The sequence below is a fragment of the Anaerotruncus sp. G3(2012) genome (genome assembly GCF_000403395.2).
In the GTDB taxonomy this organism is placed as follows: Bacteria; Bacillota; Clostridia; order Oscillospirales; family Ruminococcaceae; genus Anaerotruncus.
The window spans coordinates 251,538-267,183 of sequence record NZ_KE159675.1 but is presented as its reverse complement, the minus strand read 5'-3'; the positions used below and the strand labels follow the sequence as shown (position 1 = coordinate 267,183).

The 15,646-nt window shown below is 57.4% G+C and carries 13 protein-coding genes; 4 read left to right on the top strand and 9 right to left on the bottom strand.

Annotated features, from left to right (window positions below):
- Window positions 1-285: 285 nt before the first annotated feature.
- Window positions 286-1,980 (top strand): arginine--tRNA ligase, encoded by a 1,695-nt coding sequence (gene argS / locus C814_RS16550; protein ID WP_031219816.1) that lies wholly within the window; start codon window positions 286-288, stop codon window positions 1,978-1,980.
- 36 nt (window positions 1,981-2,016) lie between these two features.
- Window positions 2,017-3,234: a homocysteine S-methyltransferase family protein gene (locus C814_RS16545; protein WP_016316539.1), complete on the top strand. Its 1,218-nt coding sequence runs from the start codon at window positions 2,017-2,019 to the stop codon at window positions 3,232-3,234.
- 412 nt (window positions 3,235-3,646) lie between these two features.
- Here the strand turns inward: C814_RS16545 and C814_RS16540 are convergent, their stop codons facing one another.
- The 9 genes from C814_RS16540 to C814_RS16500 form a co-directional block, all read right to left on the bottom strand.
- Window positions 3,647-4,684, bottom strand: coding sequence for a hypothetical protein (locus C814_RS16540; RefSeq protein WP_016316538.1), 1,038 nt, complete (start codon window positions 4,682-4,684; stop codon window positions 3,647-3,649).
- Window positions 4,685-4,938: 254 nt separating this feature from the next.
- Window positions 4,939-6,024 carry an RNA polymerase sigma factor RpoD gene (gene rpoD, locus C814_RS16535; RefSeq protein ID WP_016316537.1) on the bottom strand — a complete coding sequence of 362 codons (1,086 nt, stop codon included), beginning with the start codon at window positions 6,022-6,024 and terminating at the stop codon, window positions 4,939-4,941.
- Window positions 6,024-7,805 carry a DNA primase gene (dnaG, locus tag C814_RS16530; protein WP_016316536.1) on the bottom strand — a complete coding sequence of 594 codons (1,782 nt, stop codon included), beginning with the start codon at window positions 7,803-7,805 and terminating at the stop codon, window positions 6,024-6,026. Before dnaG ends, rpoD begins: the two co-directional genes overlap by 1 nt.
- A 431-nt stretch (window positions 7,806-8,236) precedes the next feature.
- Entirely contained in the window at window positions 8,237-9,247 is a 1,011-nt protein-coding gene (locus tag C814_RS16525; RefSeq protein WP_016316535.1) for a deoxyguanosinetriphosphate triphosphohydrolase, read from the bottom strand.
- 129 nt (window positions 9,248-9,376) lie between these two features.
- Window positions 9,377-10,003, bottom strand: a complete 627-nt coding sequence (locus C814_RS16520) for a YigZ family protein (protein WP_016316534.1) — start codon at window positions 10,001-10,003, stop codon at window positions 9,377-9,379.
- A gap of 170 nt (window positions 10,004-10,173) precedes the next feature.
- Window positions 10,174-10,437 carry a hypothetical protein gene (locus tag C814_RS16515; protein WP_016316533.1) on the bottom strand — a complete coding sequence of 88 codons (264 nt, stop codon included), beginning with the start codon at window positions 10,435-10,437 and terminating at the stop codon, window positions 10,174-10,176.
- A 135-nt stretch (window positions 10,438-10,572) separates the two neighbouring features.
- Window positions 10,573-11,646 (bottom strand): 6-phosphofructokinase, encoded by a 1,074-nt coding sequence (locus C814_RS16510; protein WP_016316532.1) that lies wholly within the window; start codon window positions 11,644-11,646, stop codon window positions 10,573-10,575.
- Between the two features lie 18 nt (window positions 11,647-11,664).
- Window positions 11,665-11,943, bottom strand: a complete 279-nt coding sequence (locus C814_RS16505) for a DUF1294 domain-containing protein (protein WP_016316531.1) — start codon at window positions 11,941-11,943, stop codon at window positions 11,665-11,667.
- Window positions 11,944-12,249: 306 nt separating this feature from the next.
- Entirely contained in the window at window positions 12,250-12,873 is a 624-nt protein-coding gene (locus tag C814_RS16500; protein WP_016316530.1) for a CAP domain-containing protein, read from the bottom strand.
- Window positions 12,874-13,277: 404 nt separating this feature from the next.
- Here C814_RS16500 and ligA point away from each other — a divergent pair, with 404 nt between their 5' ends.
- Together ligA and C814_RS16490 are read left to right on the top strand one after the other, a co-directional pair.
- Entirely contained in the window at window positions 13,278-15,281 is a 2,004-nt protein-coding gene (gene ligA / locus C814_RS16495; protein WP_016316529.1) for an NAD-dependent DNA ligase LigA, read from the top strand.
- Entirely contained in the window at window positions 15,271-15,600 is a 330-nt protein-coding gene (locus tag C814_RS16490) for a hypothetical protein (protein ID WP_016316528.1), read from the top strand. The genes ligA and C814_RS16490 overlap by 11 nt, the downstream gene beginning before the upstream one ends.
- Window positions 15,601-15,646 lie beyond the last annotated feature (46 nt).

The following is a 15,646-nucleotide window of genomic DNA, read 5'->3' as shown; positions in this document are numbered from 1 at the left end:
GGGTCACCGGGCGCATGTTGTTTTGGCCTCCCGACCAAAACAACGCCCTTCGCTTCTCGGGCCTTCGGCCCGAAGCGCGCCTGCGGCGCGACGCTCGGGCAGGATGCGCCTCACGGGCGAGGGGTCAGCGGCCCCTCCCCGTGTGCCCCTCCCCAGCAAGCTAAGAGCGGCCTCCTTTTTTCTCAACCTAAAGTTTTACTCAATTTTTTTCAAAAAATTGCGGGGTCGAGGGGCAGAGCCCCCGCTGCCCGCTGGCAATTTAATAATTAGGATGTGTAAAAGATGATGAGCAACCCGGTATCCGACATCAAACAATCAATCACCGCGCTGGTACGCGCCGCACTGGATGCTGCGGCAGCTTCCGGTACGCTTTCCGCCTGTGCGGAGCTGCCCGCATTTGTCGTAGAGATCCCTGCGGACACCTCCCACGGGGATTTTGCCACCAATGCCGCCATGGTCTGCGCCCGCACCTTCCGATGTGCACCCCGCAAGGTTGCGGAGGCGATCTGCCAGAACCTTGTGCTCGAAGGCTCTGGGATCGAGCGGGTCGAGATCGCGGGCCCCGGCTTTATCAACTTCTTCCTCGGCCGGGGCTGGTTCTCTGAGGCGGTGCATTCGGTGCTCGCGCAGGGAGACGCCTACGGCCGTACCAGTTTCGGCAACGGGGAAAAAGTCCAGGTCGAGTTTGTCTCGGCCAATCCCACCGGCCCGATGCATATGGGCAATGCCCGCGGCGGCGCTATCGGCGACTGCCTTGCTGCCGCGCTCGACTGGGCGGGCTACGAGGTGACCCGCGAATTCTATGTGAACGACGCGGGCAACCAGATTGAAAAATTCGGCAGGTCGCTCGAGGCGCGTTATCTTCAGATTTACCAGGGAGAGGATGCAGTGGAATTTCCCGAGGACGGTTACCACGGGGACGATATCAAAGCCCGCGCGCAGGAGTTCGCTGACCTCCACGGAAACCGGCTGGTGCAGGCGGACGGCCCGGACCGCAGGCGGGAGCTGATCGGCTACGCGCTCCCCAAGAATATCGAAAAACTGCGGCAGGACCTGGAATCCTACCGGATTGCTTACGATGTGTGGTTCCTTGAAAGCACCCTGCACAATGGCGCGATCGACCAGGCGATCCAGCGGCTCTCCGACCGGGGAATGACCTACGAAAAAGAAGGTGCGCTCTGGTACAAAGCAACCGAAAACGGCGGAGAGAAGGACGAAGTGCTTGTCCGGGCGAACGGCTTCCCGACCTATTTTGCAGCGGACATCGCCTACCACTACAATAAGTTTGCGGTGCGCGGGTTCGACCGGGTCATCAACGTCTGGGGCGCGGACCACCATGGACATGTGGCGCGTCTCAAAGGTGCGATGGATGCGATCGGCCTGGACGGCTCCAAACTCGACATCGTATTGATGCAGCTTGTCCGGCTGATGAAGGATGGAAAGCCGTATAAGATGTCCAAACGCACCGGAAAAGCGGTTTCGCTCACCGATCTGATCGAGGAGGTCCCGGTGGATGCGGCGCGGTTCTATTTCAACATGCGTGAGCCGAACTCAACTTTCGATTTTGACCTCGATCTCGCGATCGAGCAGTCGGCCCAGAATCCGGTCTATTATGTGCAGTATGCCCACGCCCGGATCTGTTCGATCCTGCGCAAACTGGCGGAGGAAGGGGTATCGCCGCGCGCGTGTACCGCTGACGAGCTGGATGCAATGGACGGCCCGTTTGAAACCGAACTGATCCGCTGCCTGGCACGGTTCCCACAGGAGATCGTCGAGACAGCGCGCAGCTATGACCCTGCCAAACTCACAAAATATGCGATCGAAGCCGCCACCCTCTTCCACAAATTCTATGACAAGTGCCGGATCCGGGGCGAAGCAGAACCGCTGATGCAGGCCCGGCTGAACCTCTGCCTGGCGGTGCGGACTGTGCTGCGCAACGTGCTGACCATCCTGAAAATAACCGTCCCGGAATCCATGTGACGGTTGCAAATAAAAGAAAGGAACAGGAAAACTGTTATGAACGAAAACGGCCGATTGTGCCTGCCCCTGCTGCTTGATGGGGCAACCGGCACCCAGTATATGAAAGCAGGAATGCCCAGCGGCGTCTGTGTAGAACAGTGGGCGAGCGAGCACCCGGAAGTGATCCGCCAGGTGGTTTGCGGCTACGCCGACGCGGGCAGTGACATCGTTTATGCCCCAACATTTCTCGCCAATGCCGGCAGCCTCGCGGCTTACGGCCTGGAGGGGCAGGTGTCCGCCCTCAACCGGAAGATCGTCGGAATCGCGCGGGAGGCGCTCGACGGGCGGGCTTCGGCCAAGCTTGCTGGGGATATGTCCACCACCGGGTTGATGTGCGAGCCGTTCGGGGAGGTCCCCTTTGCCCGTCTGCTCGAAATCTATGATGAACAGGCGCAGGCGCTCTCAGAGGCCGGAGTGGACCTGCTGGTAATTGAGACGATGAGCTCACTGTCCGAATGCCGGGCCGCGGTGATCTCTGCCCGTAAAACCGGTCTGCCGATCTTTCTGAGCATGACGGCCAACGGAGAGGGGCGCACCATGTGGGGGGACGACATCCTCGCCTCGATGCTGATTCTTCAGGACATGGGAATCTCGGCCTTTGGGCTGAACTGTTCGGAAGGCCCGGACGATATGGTTTCGCTTTTCGAGCGGATCGCACCCTATGCCAAAGTCCCGCTGATCGCCAAGCCCAATTCGGGAAACCCGCCGCTCACCCCGATCCAGTTCAGCGACCGCTGTGCGCGGCTCATGCGGCGCGGTGTGTCGATCATCGGCGGCTGCTGCGGCACCGACCCCGAGTACATCGCTGCCTTGCGGCATATGGTCGATAATTTCGATGTAGAGAAAGTCAGGATCAAGCCGGTTGATTATGAAATCCTGGCGGCAGCGCGCGACGTATACTATCTCGATAACGGTCTCGAATACTCCGAGCCGATCACCTGCGAGATGGATATGGCGGATGCACTGCTCGAAGTCTCGCATGAAAGCTGCGACGCGGTGCTCATCCGGCTGGATACCCCGGATGATGGCTACCAGTTTTCGCTCAACGCCCATATGGTGGATATGCCGGTAGCGTTTGAGTCCGAGTCGCTCGAGGCGCTCGAAAATGCGCTCCTGCACTACCACGGAAAGGCTTTGGTTGTTTCAACCTCCTGCGCGCTCGAAAAGGAAGAGCTGGAATTGGTGGCTGCGCGCTATGGTGCAACTGTGCTCTGATATTCCCGGCAGTTTGTCCGATTTCAAAATAGGAATGATGGAAAAGCCCCGGCAAAAGCCGGGGCTTTGACGTTTCTCTGAGAGCTATTTTAGAGGGCTTTTACTTACAAAAAAGCCCTCTGTCCAACAGGAGCTTATCCCAATACCACTAACATAAAGTTTAATGTTGAAAAGAGATTGCACAAGCAATGAAAACAGATACTGACATATATATTCTTTTTCTTATATGCCATATACGCAGCCGGCGCAGCTCCGAATGGACCAGAGCCGGGGAAAGGAAAGAGCGGCCCAGCCTCTGCCGGGTCGCTCCTAAAGCGTTCCGCGCCCTGCGGAGCGCGGCCAAAGGCTCTGCCTTTGGAAACCGCAATTTTTGGGAAAAAAATTGAGTAAAACTTTTAATGCTGAACAGGCTTTAAGAGAGCTTCAGCTTTTCTGCGGAATAACGCTTGAACGCTGCTTCGTTATAGGTGACATCCGAAAGTGCGATGGCCCACTCGGCGATCAGCGCATCAAACTCCTCGGCTTTCATCTCCGCGAGGATGCTCGCTTTGCGGGAGGTGAAATCATTTTCATTTTCGGTGATGTCATAACGGGTGAACAGGAAGATGCTGTTTTCATCCTCAAATACGGTCGGCACACCGTTTGCCGCGGCAAAAATCGCATCGGTCACCGGCTGGCCGTACTGGGAATTGTTGCGGTTCACAAAGGTGTACGAACTGCCCGCCTCCGGTTTTTCCAGGTCTTCGTCACCGGTCGCCTGTTTGCGCGCTTCGTAAACCAGGTCTTCCATATCCTCCCCTGCGTCAGCGCGCTGCTTATAGCCGTTGATCGTATCACGGGTATTCTGGTCGGCCTCTTTCTTGGTTTCCTCGTCCTCGGAACCGCTGAAACTCAGCGGGATCACGATGATCTTGGCGTAGTCGGTCTCAAATTTGGCGCGGATTTCGCTTTCAGGGACCTCCTGGCTGCCGCCCTCCCCATAGATCGCGTTGAACACCTGCGATTTTTTGGTGGTATTCTCGAGGGTTTTGGTATACGAGTCGATCGAAACACCGTTGCGCTCATAGACCTGCCCAACATACTGCCAGTACATCTCCGCGTTCTGGGGGATCGCCTCAAACGCAAGCGGTTCCGGCGTCAGGCCAAGCTCGTCGAACTTTTCTTCCACCGCGATGTATGCATTGAGCGCGGCCCGCGCGTTGTCCGAGACCTTCTGCGATCCGGACTGCCCGTCGAACTGTGTTTTCAGCAGTGCATCATCCTCGACCCCCGATTCATCCAGCAGGCCATAGTAACCCTCGACCATCTGGATCAGGTAGACGCCAGCCGGGACCGTCTGATCGCCAAATTTCGCGACCCAGTTGGTGTCGCCGCCGATGCTGCATGCACCCAGGCTGCCCGCCAGCAGCAATGCCATCGCCGACGCAGCGGTTTTTTTCAAATAGTTCATCCTTTTCCGTTCCTCCTAATGGGGTTTTTGCGGTGCGGTTTTGTGTTGCGAACCGGCAACTGCAAAAGGAAGCCTGCGGCACCGCCGCAGCAGGCTTCCGCGAGAGTGGTTTTTCATCGAATCGCCGGCAAGGCTCCGCAGTGTGAACCGCCGCTTTGCCTTTTGGCTTCTGCGCATCATTATAGCGCAGTTTACCGAAAAAGTCCACTAGAAATTATGAACAATGCTATGTAGCGCACAAGGAACAAAGCCTCTCAGTCCAGAAAGTCCTTGAGGCGTTTGCTCCGCGAGGGATGGCGCAGCTTGCGCAACGCCTTCGCTTCGATCTGCCGGATACGTTCGCGGGTAACATTGAACTCCTTGCCCACCTCTTCCAGGGTGCGGCTGCGCCCGTCTTCCAGCCCAAACCGCAGGCGGAGCACCTTTTCCTCACGCGGGGTGAGGGTCTGGAGCACCTCGGAAAGCTGCTCCTTCAAAAGGGTGTGGGAAGCCGCCTCCGCAGGAGCGGGGGCTTCCACATCCTCAATGAAATCTCCGAGATGGCTGTCCTCCTCTTCACCGATCGGTGTTTCGAGCGAGACCGGCTCCTGTGCCACCCGCATGATCTCCCGCACCTTGTCAGCGGGCATATCCAGTTCGGCAGCGATCTCCTCAGCGGACGGCTCGTGCCCGTTTTTGTGCAGGAGCTGTGAACTGACCTTCTTGACCTTGTTGATCGTCTCTACCATATGCACCGGGATACGGATGGTGCGCGCCTGGTCCGCGATTGCGCGGGTGATCGCCTGCCGGATCCACCAGGTCGCATAGGTGGAAAATTTGAAGCCCTTGGTGTGGTCAAACTTCTCGACCGCCTTAATCAGGCCCAGATTGCCCTCCTGAATCAGGTCGAGGAACTGCATCCCGCGGCCGACATACCGTTTTGCAATACTGACCACCAGACGCAGGTTGGCTTCCGAAAGGCGTTTGCGGGCTTCGATATCCCCTTCTGCCATCCGGACCGCGAGGTTGATCTCCTCATCGGCAGAGAGCAGTGGCACCCGACCGATCTCCTTCAGATAGACCTTGACCGGGTCATCGATATTGATGCCTTCGGCGGCGAGCGCCACGTCCAGATCGGTGTCCTTGCCGATGTTTTTGAAGTCCTCTTCCACCGGCGTGATCATATCCTCCACGATCTCGATGTTGTTCTGCTCGAACATATCATAGAGCTTATCCACCTGCTCAACATCGTAGTCCAGCTCCTCGAGCGCGTCGCTCAGTTCCTTGGTGGTCAGCTTGCCCTTGGCCTTTCCGGTTTCGATCAGCTCTTTGAGTAATGCTTTCTTTTCCTGTGCTCCCATCAGTTTTTTGTCCCCCTGTTTTTTTTGGATGCAAGCGAGGTGATGTATGCCATCAGGTCGTCATCCGACATGGCAGCGACCTCGTCCTGCGATTTCTGTTCCCGGTAGCTTAATATGGTCTCGATGTACGCGTCCGCATCCGCGGGGTCAAACGCCATGCCCGAAATCGAATTCAGCAGTTCTGCGGCAATCCCCATCTGGTCGATCGAGAGCACCGCAGAAAGCATGGTCAGTTCAACCGACTGCCCGTTTTCCAGCCGGTCGAAAAGCACCTGTGCCAGCTCCCGGTTGCGGTCGGTTACAAAATCCCCGATCTGTATTTGCCCGGCAATATGCCGGTAATAGTCAGGATTTTTCATCAGGATCGCGAGCAGCTTGTCCTCGGCCAGCGCATACTTGATGTTGCGCGACCGCTGGAGGTCCACCGCCCCGTATGTTGGCCCGCGGGCCTCGCTGTAGACCTTCAGTTCGGAAGCCTCCCGCCGTTTCCCCTTACGGGCGGCGCGTTTCAGCTCGTAGTTTAGCTGGGTGGTAATCGCGGTTTTATCGACCTCAAGCTCGGATGCTGTCTTTGCGATGTAGACATCCCGCTCGATCGGGTTGGAAACCCCGGTCATCAGCTTGACAAATTCCCGCAGAAAGCTGACCTTGCCATCCGCTGTCTCAACCGGGTATCTCTGCCGCAGCTTGGCAATCTCGAATTCGGTCGCATTGGAAGCGTTTTCGATCAGCAGGCTGAACCGCTCGGCCCCAAATGTTTTGATATACTCGTCCGGGTCCTTGGCGCCGCTCATCGTCAGCACCCGGATTTTGACCCCGGTTTCCGCGAGCAGCCCGACCGCACGTCTGGTCGCGGTCTGCCCGGCACCATCCGAATCATAGGCGATCGTCACCTGATCGGTATATTGGGCGATCAGCCGCGCCTGTTCGCCGGTCAGAGCGGTCCCAAGGGTTGCAACCGCGTTGTCAAACCCCGCCTGATGCACAGCAATCACATCCATATAACCCTCGCAGAGCAGAAGCCCCTTGCGCTTGGATGCCTTGGCGAAGTTGAGCGCAAACAAATTGCGGCTTTTTTTGAATACCGGCGTATCTCCCGAGTTGAGGTATTTCGGCCCGCTGTCCGACCCCATGACCCGTCCGCCAAACCCGATCACATTGCCGCGCAGGTCGATGATCGGGAATACCACCCGGTTTCGGAACTGGTCATAAAGCCCGCCCCGGCTGTTCCGGGCGGCAACCGCAGCTGTGACCATCTCCTCATCGGTGAACCCCTTGCCGCGCAGATACCGGGCAGTCAGGTCCCAGCCGTTGGGCGCGAACCCCAGTCCAAACCGGATGATCGTCTGGTTGGAGAGCCCCCGCGCATGCAGATAGTCCAGACCCGTCCTGCCGGATGGCTGTTTCAGAAGGTCGTGATAATAACGGGCGAGTGTGCGGTTCAACTCAAAGACACGAACCTTCAGCCGGGCGGCCCGGTCATCCCCGACATCCTCGGGCATTGCCATCCCGGCCCGCTCCGCCAGAAACTTGACCGCCTCCACATATTCAAGGTTTTCGATCCGGCGGATGAAAGTGATAATGTCCCCTCCCGCGCCGCAGCCAAAACAGAAAAAGCTCTGGTTGTCCGGATAGACGGTAAACGAGGGGGATTTCTCGGAATGGAACGGGCAGAGCCCGGTGGAAATCCGCCCCCGCCGGCGAAGTCTGACATAAGAGGAGACGACTTGTTCAATGTCACTGTTGTTTTTCAGCTCCTGCAAAAACAGGTCAGAAATCAAGGGCTGCCCTCCTTTTCAACTGTTGGTTGCCCTTCGAACAGCGCTTCACCCGGAAAAGCACCGTTCCGGTGGACCGGGGGCTCTGCCCCTCGACCCCGCCACCTTTGAAAAGGTGGACGAAACTTTTGAATCAAGATCAGATGGAAAAGTGCTCCCTGCCTGCCGGGGTGGGGCCTATGGGGAGGGGGCACTGCCCCCTATCCCATAAGACAGCCCGCAGGGGCGTCGCGGCGTATGCCGCGCTTCGGGACCAAAGGCCCGAGAAGCCCCGAGGAAGGCGCCTCGCGCCTGAAAGTTTGGGCTGGAACCAAACTTTCACTGTCTCACTGCCCCTCGACCCCGCCACCTTTGAAAAGGTGGACGAAACTTTTGGATCAAGATCAGATGGAAAAGTGCTCCCTGCCTGCCGGGGTGGGGCCTATGGGGGGCGCTCAGATGCTCCAGGGCTGTGGCACATACAGCCGTTCATAGATCGCGACTGCATACCGGTCGGACATGCCCGAGATATAGTCACATGCCGCACGCGCCTCGTCCGAATCCTTCAGAATCTGCTGGTATTCCTGCGGAAGCTCCTTAGGATGTGCCGTAAAATAGGCATATAGCTGTTCTACAACCGCCTGTGCCTTTCCCTCTTCCCCTTTGGCGGCGGGACTGGTGTAGACCGCATCGTACATAAATTTGTGAAACTGCTTGAAAGCCGCACCTGTGGTGGGGTCCATTCGGATGTCTTCGCCGCTGTTTTGGACAATCGACTCGATCAGAGCGGTGATCCGCTGGGATTTGGTGCGCCCCAAGTCGTATTTGATCGTCCAGGGGATCTCTTCCTCCGAAAGCACCTGGGCGCGCATCGCATCTTCCAGGTCATGGTTGAGGTAGGCGATCTTGTCCGCATAGTAGACCACCCTGCCTTCGAGTGTCAGAGCAGCCCCCTCGGCGGATGGGTTGGAATACGAGTGGCAGCCGATCCCGTTGCGCACCTCAAAGGTGAGGTTCAAGCCTGCGCCGCCATTTTCCAGCTTCTCCACCACCCGCACGCTCTGCACCGGATGAGAAAAGCCGTAGGGACAGCAATGTTTGAGTGCCCGTTCCCCCGCGTGCCCGAATGGGGTATGCCCCAGGTCATGCCCTAGCGCGATTGCCTCGGTCAGCTCCTCGTTGAGCCGCAGGGCAGATGCGATGGTGCGGGCAATCTGGCTGACCTCGAGCGTATGGGTCAGACGGGTGCGGTAATGGTCGCTTTCCGGCGAGAGGAACACCTGTGTTTTGTGCATCAGCCTCCGGAAGCTCTTGCAATGGATAATCCGGTCCCGGTCGCGCGCATAGGCGGTGCGGATTGGGCAGTCCTCAACCGGGCGTTCCCGGCCGCGGGAATTTTGGGGAAGGCTGGCGTATTTTGAGAGGTTTTCCGCCTGCATCTGTTCGGTTTGTTCTCGGATCGTCATGGCTGTCCACCCTTCCTGAATGCTGTCATTCGGCCGGTTCCCGGTTTCGCTCTAATATATTATACTCCGCCAAAAGAAAAATTCCTGCCCTATGCAAAAATTTCTTGCAAAAGACAGGAATCGACCGGCTTACCCTTCGATACATGCAAACCGTTTTTCGATGGCCTGCGGTACCACCTGCGCCGCAGTCAGCTCGGTAAGCTCCTTTTCAAACGGTGGGAGGTCGCAGTCCCGCAGCAGGATCTGTAACCGTACCACTGCACCAAAGTCGGAAAAGGTCGTCCGGGCGTGATATTTGGGCAAAATATAGGAGATTTTCCCATAAAGGTCGTAGCCGAATTCCAACGCCAGCTCGGTGCATTCGCTCACTGTCATCCGCTCCGCCGCATCGACCGCGAGCTTTGCCCCATGCGAATAGGCGCGTACCAATCCGCCCGCGCCCAGCAGAATCCCGCCAAAATAACGGGTCACCACCACTACGATGTCGGTCAGCCCCTCCTTTTGCAGCACATCGAGCACCGGCATCCCGGCGGTGCCCTGCGGCTCTCCGTCATCCGAATAACGCCGGGTCTGCCCTTCCCGCAGGATATAGGCATAAACGTTGTGGGCAGCATCCCAGTGCGCAGACTTTTTCTCATTGATGAACGCCACAGCTTCCTCTTCGGTGCGCGCCGGCCGGATGTACCCGATGAACCGGGAGCGCCGTTCGGTGAATTCGTCCGAAGCGTCCGAACGGACCGTTGTATATTCGATCATAGGCTTTCCCCCAGCCGTATCAGGGGCGGCCAAATACCACACCCTGCGGACGATTTAAAATGGTTCGGCGATACAAAAAACTGGCGCTGGAATCCCTCTCCTGCGCCAGGTACACACGCTGGAATCCATGGCACTGCCAGCAGCAGAACCATGGATTGGATGCATACGTCTTATTTTTCGTCGGAAGTTTCGGTAAATGCGATAACATCCTCTTCGACTTCTTTTTTGGCATTTTCATCAATGCCCAGCTTGTCCTGCACCTTTTTCTTGGCCCTGCGCCAATAGATGCCGATGACTGCACCCACTGCAACAATGACACCTGCTACCACCTGGATGGTATAGGTCATGACCGAGGGGTCGAGATAAGCGGATACGGCGGTGGAAAGGATCACCGTCAAACAGACCATCTGAAGAATACGGTTGAACAGTTTCATCTGAAAAAGACTCCTATACAGCACTTGTTAATTTTCACGTGCATTTTATCATATCGCTTTTTTTGTGAAATGTCAATGCCAAATCCGGGCCGGGATGTACAAAAATCCCGGCCTGTGCGGGGATTCAGGCAGGCCCTAGTCCCCAAACGAGATGCCAAGGCTCCGCGCAGTAAAAACCATCTGGTCGTCCGGGGTGACAAATTTGGTCTTGCCCGCTACATCGGAGAGGCTGTTATGCATTACCCGGTTGTTCTGCTCCGCGACCGCGACCCCGAATATCTTCTTGCTGACCAGCTCGGCGGCATATACGCCAAACTGGGAAGCGAGAACCCTGTCATAAGACGAGGGAGAACCGCCGCGCAGGTAGTGCCCCGGCACCACCACACGGGTATCAAAGCCGGTCGCCTCAGCGATCTGGCGCGCAATCCGGTTGGTAGCGGTGGTCTCACCTGCGGCTGCCCGCCGCTCGGAGCGCTCCTTCTTTTTCATTTTGGCCTCAGCAGTGTCGAAGGCTCCTTCTGCCACCGCAATGATCGAAAAGCTCTTGCCATCATTGGCGCGCCGCTCCACCGCCTTAATCACTTTTTTTATGTCATAGGGGATTTCCGGGATCAGGATGATGTCCGCACCGCCCGCAATCCCGGTATAGAGGGTGAGCCACCCAGCCTTGTTTCCCATGATCTCAATGACCATGACCCGTTTGTGGCTGCTGGCGGTGGTGTGGATCCGGTCAACGACCTCGGTGCCGATATCCACCGCAGTGTGGAACCCAAACGTCACATCGGTGCCCCAGATGTCGTTGTCAATCGTCTTGGGAAGCCCGATAATGTTCATTCCCTCCTGCGAGAGCAGGTTGGCGGTCTTGTGAGTGCCGTTTCCCCCGAGCGTAAGCAGGCAGTCGAGCTTCATCCGCTTGTAGTTTTCCTTCATCTGTGCAACCTTGTCCACCTCGTTCTCGACAACCTTCATGCTTTTATAGGGGGTGCGCGCAGTGCCGAGGATGGTGCCGCCCTGGGTGAGGATTCCGGAGAAATCGGATGGCTTCATCTCGTGGTATTCCCCTTCGATCAGGCCCTTATACCCATCGACAATCCCCACCATCTGCACATCGTCCATCTTCTGGTACATTGCTTTCGCCACCCCGCGGATGGTCGCGTTCAGCCCAGGGCAGTCCCCGCCCGCCGTCAAAATACCGATTCTTTTTGCCATGTTCCATTCCTCCTGTCTTCAGTGTCTCCAGAAAAGCCATATCAGTATAGCGGCCTCCGCCAACGTAATCAGCGGTATGCCCCACACAAAATACCAGTGTTTTGTTTTATGGCGGAACAGGTACATCCCTGCCCAGACACCCGGCCCGCCGCCAAGCAGCGCGGTCAGAAAAAAACTGCGCTCCGGAATCCGCCAGCGTTTCCGTTTCGCTCTGCGCTTGTCCACTCCGCAGAGGAGCAGCCCCGCCAGATTAACCGCCAGCAGATACCCCAGCCCGCAGGCCATCCCCCATTCCATCTCAAGCCCCCTCTTTTCCTTCCTGCCGCCTGCCGGAACCTTTATCCGGCCTTTCTTCTTTGAACGTCCGGATGGCCGCGGGTACCCGCCCCGCCGGCTGTCCGGGGCCACAGATAATTGTGATATAATGGCCGCTTGTAACCATTATATCACAAATTTATCCAGACCACAACGCCCAGTTCTTTTCCAGACGCAAAAGAACTGGGGCGCCGGTTTCGGTAATGCACAGGGATGCGGGGCGGAAAAAAGCACCGCAAGCGTTCATACGCTCGCGGTGCCATCAGCATCCCTGGTTTTGGCAGGCTCCTATTCCGGCATTTTGGCGAAAAGGGTGCAGGCATAGCCATGGGTATAGCCGTTGCGCTCCCCGACATAAACGCCGACCCCAACATGGGTATAGCCCTCTTTGATCATGTTCTCGTAGTGGGACTGGCTCTCGACCCACTCATCGAACCAGAAGTCAGCGGAAAGTGCATCATTGCAGTTTGGGTCGTCATATCTGGTGGTACAGAGGTTTTCACCCGCAAGCTTGTCATACGCGACTGGCACATCATCCTGAAGGACCGTAAACCAGCTGCGGTCATCCGGGCGGCGGTGGGCAAAGGTGTCACTGTCAAACAGCTCCTTGCTGCGGATGCGTGCGCCTTCCTGAAGTTCCTCCATAAAGACCAGCTCATTCAGCCCGATCCGGGCGCGCTCGGCATTGATTTTTTCGATAATCTGTTCTTCCACTGCGCTCTGGAATCCCGCACCGTCCGAAGGGGATTCGGCGGACAGCACCTGAGACATGCTGCTCCCATTGGTTTCCCCATCCGGCGCTGTCTGTACGGAGGAGGACTGGGGCTGTCCAGAGGATTCGGAAAGGGCTGCGGTGCTGCTGCACGCGGTCAGCAGGGTGAGCAGGGCAAGTAAAACCGCTAATTTTTTCAAAACGGCATCTCCTTTTTTCTATTTTCAAAGTAAGAACCTGTATTCATAATCAGAGGATGCCGGATGGGCGAGGGATTTTGCTGCCCTGCAAGGCGAAAAAACGCAGACAATACTTTGTGTATTGCAAGATTTTTCAACGCGGCAGGCCGGCAAAAGACCCGCTCAGACGGTGTCGAATGGTTGTGAATACGGGTTCTAAAATTTAGAAACGGCCTTTCCCTAATCCTAGCATAAATATCTGCCAAGTGCAAGATTTGCGGATTGGATTTTTCTGCTTGAAGTGTTATACTATACTACATCTACATGTCCGGATGTGCCGGAACCTGCCTGAGGACCAGGAATCGGCTTTGACGGTTCAGGCAGTCCACAGCGCGCACAGGGATGCAGACAGGAAGGAGAACAGGATGAAATTAGAAGACGCCGCGGAGCGGGTGAAGGAGCTGCGCGAAACCATCGAACGCCACAACCACAGCTATTATGTTCTGGATAACCCAACCATTTCCGACTATGACTATGACCGGCTTCTGCACGAGCTGATCGACCTGGAGGCGGAATTCCCCGCACTTGCGGCTGAAAATTCCCCGACCCGGCGGGTGGGCGGCGCGGCTTTAAACACCTTTGCGCCGGTGCGCCACGAGGTGCAGATGGGGTCGCTTCAGGATGTGTTTGACGTGGAGGAGCTGCGTGCGTTTGATACCCGGGTACGGGAAACGGTCGCGTGCCCGGTCTATACAGTGGAGCCCAAGATCGACGGGCTTTCGGTCTCGCTCGAATATCGAAACGGGCAGTTTGTGCGCGGTTCCACCCGGGGGGACGGGATCACCGGGGAGGATGTCTCGGAAAATTTAAAAACCGTCCGCTCGATCCCGATGTCGCTGCGGGAGCCGCTGCCATTCCTCGAGGTGCGCGGGGAGGTCTATATGCCGCGCGCCAGCTTTGACCGGGTGGTGGCCCGCCAGCTCGAGAACGAAGAGGAGCCGTTCAAGAATCCCCGCAATGCGGCAGCCGGCTCCCTCAGGCAGAAGGACAGCCGGGTCACCGCCCAGCGCGGCCTGGACATCTTCGTATTCAACATCCAACAGGTCGAAGGGAAAAACCTTTCGGCGCACAGGGAATCGCTCGATTTCTTACAGGAACAGGGATTCAAGGTGATCCCGACCTGTAAGCGGTTTTCCGAAATAGAATCTGCGATCGCCGAGGTGGAGCGGATTGGAGAAGCGCGGTACCAGTTCCCGTTCGACATTGACGGCGCGGTCATCAAGGTGGACAGTTTCGCCGACCGGGAACTGTTGGGTGCAACCTCGAAGTTCCCGCGCTGGGCAGTCGCGTTCAAATACCCGCCCGAAGAAAAGGAAACCACCCTGCGCGACATCCTGATCCAGGTCGGGCGTACCGGTGCGCTCACCCCTACCGCGGTTTTTGAGCCGATCACCCTTGCTGGAACAACGGTCAGCCGCGCGGTTCTCCACAACCAGGATTTTATCAACGAAAAAGGGGTGGCTGTCGGGGACCGGATCATCGTGCGCAAGGCGGGGGACATCATCCCCGAAGTGGTGGCGGTTGCGCACCATCAGGAGGGGGCGCCGCCCTACCAGATCCCCTCCATCTGCCCCTCCTGCGGCAGTATCGCTGAACGCGAGGAAGGGGAAGCGGTCCTGCGGTGTGTCAATATGGCCTGCCCTGCACAGGTGGCGCGCAATCTGGTGCATTTTGCCAGCCGCGATGCCATGGATGTGGATGGGCTTGGCCCGGCGATCGTCCACCAGCTTCTTGACGCGGGATTAGTGCAGTCCTTTGCCGACCTTTACACGCTGGAGGAAGGCCAGCTCGCAAAATTGGAGCGGATGGGAAAGCGGAGCGCCAAAAACCTCGTAAATGCCCTCGAAGCCTCCAAAAGCCGCGACCTTTCCAGATTGCTCTTCGCGCTCGGCATCCGCGGGATCGGCCAGCGTTCCGCGCAGCTTCTCGCGCAGCGGTTCGGGGAGATGGACGGGGTGATGTCCGCCACAGCGGAGGAGATCGCCGGTATCGAAGGCTATGGGGAGATCATGGCACAGAGCGTGGCGGACTTCTTCGCGCTCGAACAGAACCGGCGGCTGATCGAACGCCTGAAAGAGCTGGGACTCAATATGCGCTGCGATACCGTCCCTGCTGCCGGCACCCTTTCGGGAAAGACCTTCGTGCTGACCGGCACCCTGCCGACCCTCTCCCGCAGCGAGGCCAAAGCGATGATCGAAGCAGTGGGCGGCAAGGTGAGCGGGAGCGTATCCAAAAAGACCGGCTATGTGGTAGCCGGGGAAGAGGCGGGCAGCAAGCTCACCAAAGCGAACGCATTGGGGATTCCGGTAATCGGGGAAGACGAGCTGCGCGCCATGATCGAAAAAGGAGGGAATCCCCTTGCTGAATGAAGACCCAATCCTCAAAAAACTGCTGCCCTATATCGGGGTGACTGCACTGGCATTCTATCTGCTTCCGCTTGCGGGGCGGGATACCGGCAGTTTCATCCTGATCCTTCTGGTGCTCATCCCGCTGATCTGCCTGTTTACCGCGGTGGTGTTTGCGTTCCGTCACGGGCTGGTCTGGTGGTATTTCCTGCTGATCGGCGGGATGTTCCTGCCGAGCATCCCCCTCTATTACAACAGTTCAGCCGTTTTCTACGCGTGCTTTTTTGGGGTGATTGCCCTGTTGGGCAGTCTGGCAGGCGGCTATTTCCACAAAAAGAAATAGGACTGCCCGCAGCGGCATCCGTTTCCAGAGATGCCAATAAACGCTT

Bases quoted from the DNA above. Each gene is read 5' to 3' on its own strand.
- argS (WP_031219816.1), top strand. From the start codon at position 286: ATGAGCAACCCGGTATCCGACATCAAACAATCAATCACCGCGCTGGTA.
- C814_RS16545 (WP_016316539.1), top strand. From the start codon at position 2,017: ATGAACGAAAACGGCCGATTGTGCCTGCCCCTGCTGCTTGATGGGGCA.
- C814_RS16540 (WP_016316538.1), bottom strand. From the start codon at position 4,684: ATGAACTATTTGAAAAAAACCGCTGCGTCGGCGATGGCATTGCTGCTG.
- rpoD (WP_016316537.1), bottom strand. From the start codon at position 6,024: ATGGGAGCACAGGAAAAGAAAGCATTACTCAAAGAGCTGATCGAAACC.
- C814_RS16525 (WP_016316535.1), bottom strand. From the start codon at position 9,247: ATGACGATCCGAGAACAAACCGAACAGATGCAGGCGGAAAACCTCTCA.
- C814_RS16520 (WP_016316534.1), bottom strand. From the start codon at position 10,003: ATGATCGAATATACAACGGTCCGTTCGGACGCTTCGGACGAATTCACC.
- C814_RS16515 (WP_016316533.1), bottom strand. From the start codon at position 10,437: ATGAAACTGTTCAACCGTATTCTTCAGATGGTCTGTTTGACGGTGATC.
- C814_RS16510 (WP_016316532.1), bottom strand. From the start codon at position 11,646: ATGGCAAAAAGAATCGGTATTTTGACGGCGGGCGGGGACTGCCCTGGG.
- C814_RS16505 (WP_016316531.1), bottom strand. From the start codon at position 11,943: ATGGAATGGGGGATGGCCTGCGGGCTGGGGTATCTGCTGGCGGTTAAT.
- ligA (WP_016316529.1), top strand. From the start codon at position 13,278: ATGAAATTAGAAGACGCCGCGGAGCGGGTGAAGGAGCTGCGCGAAACC.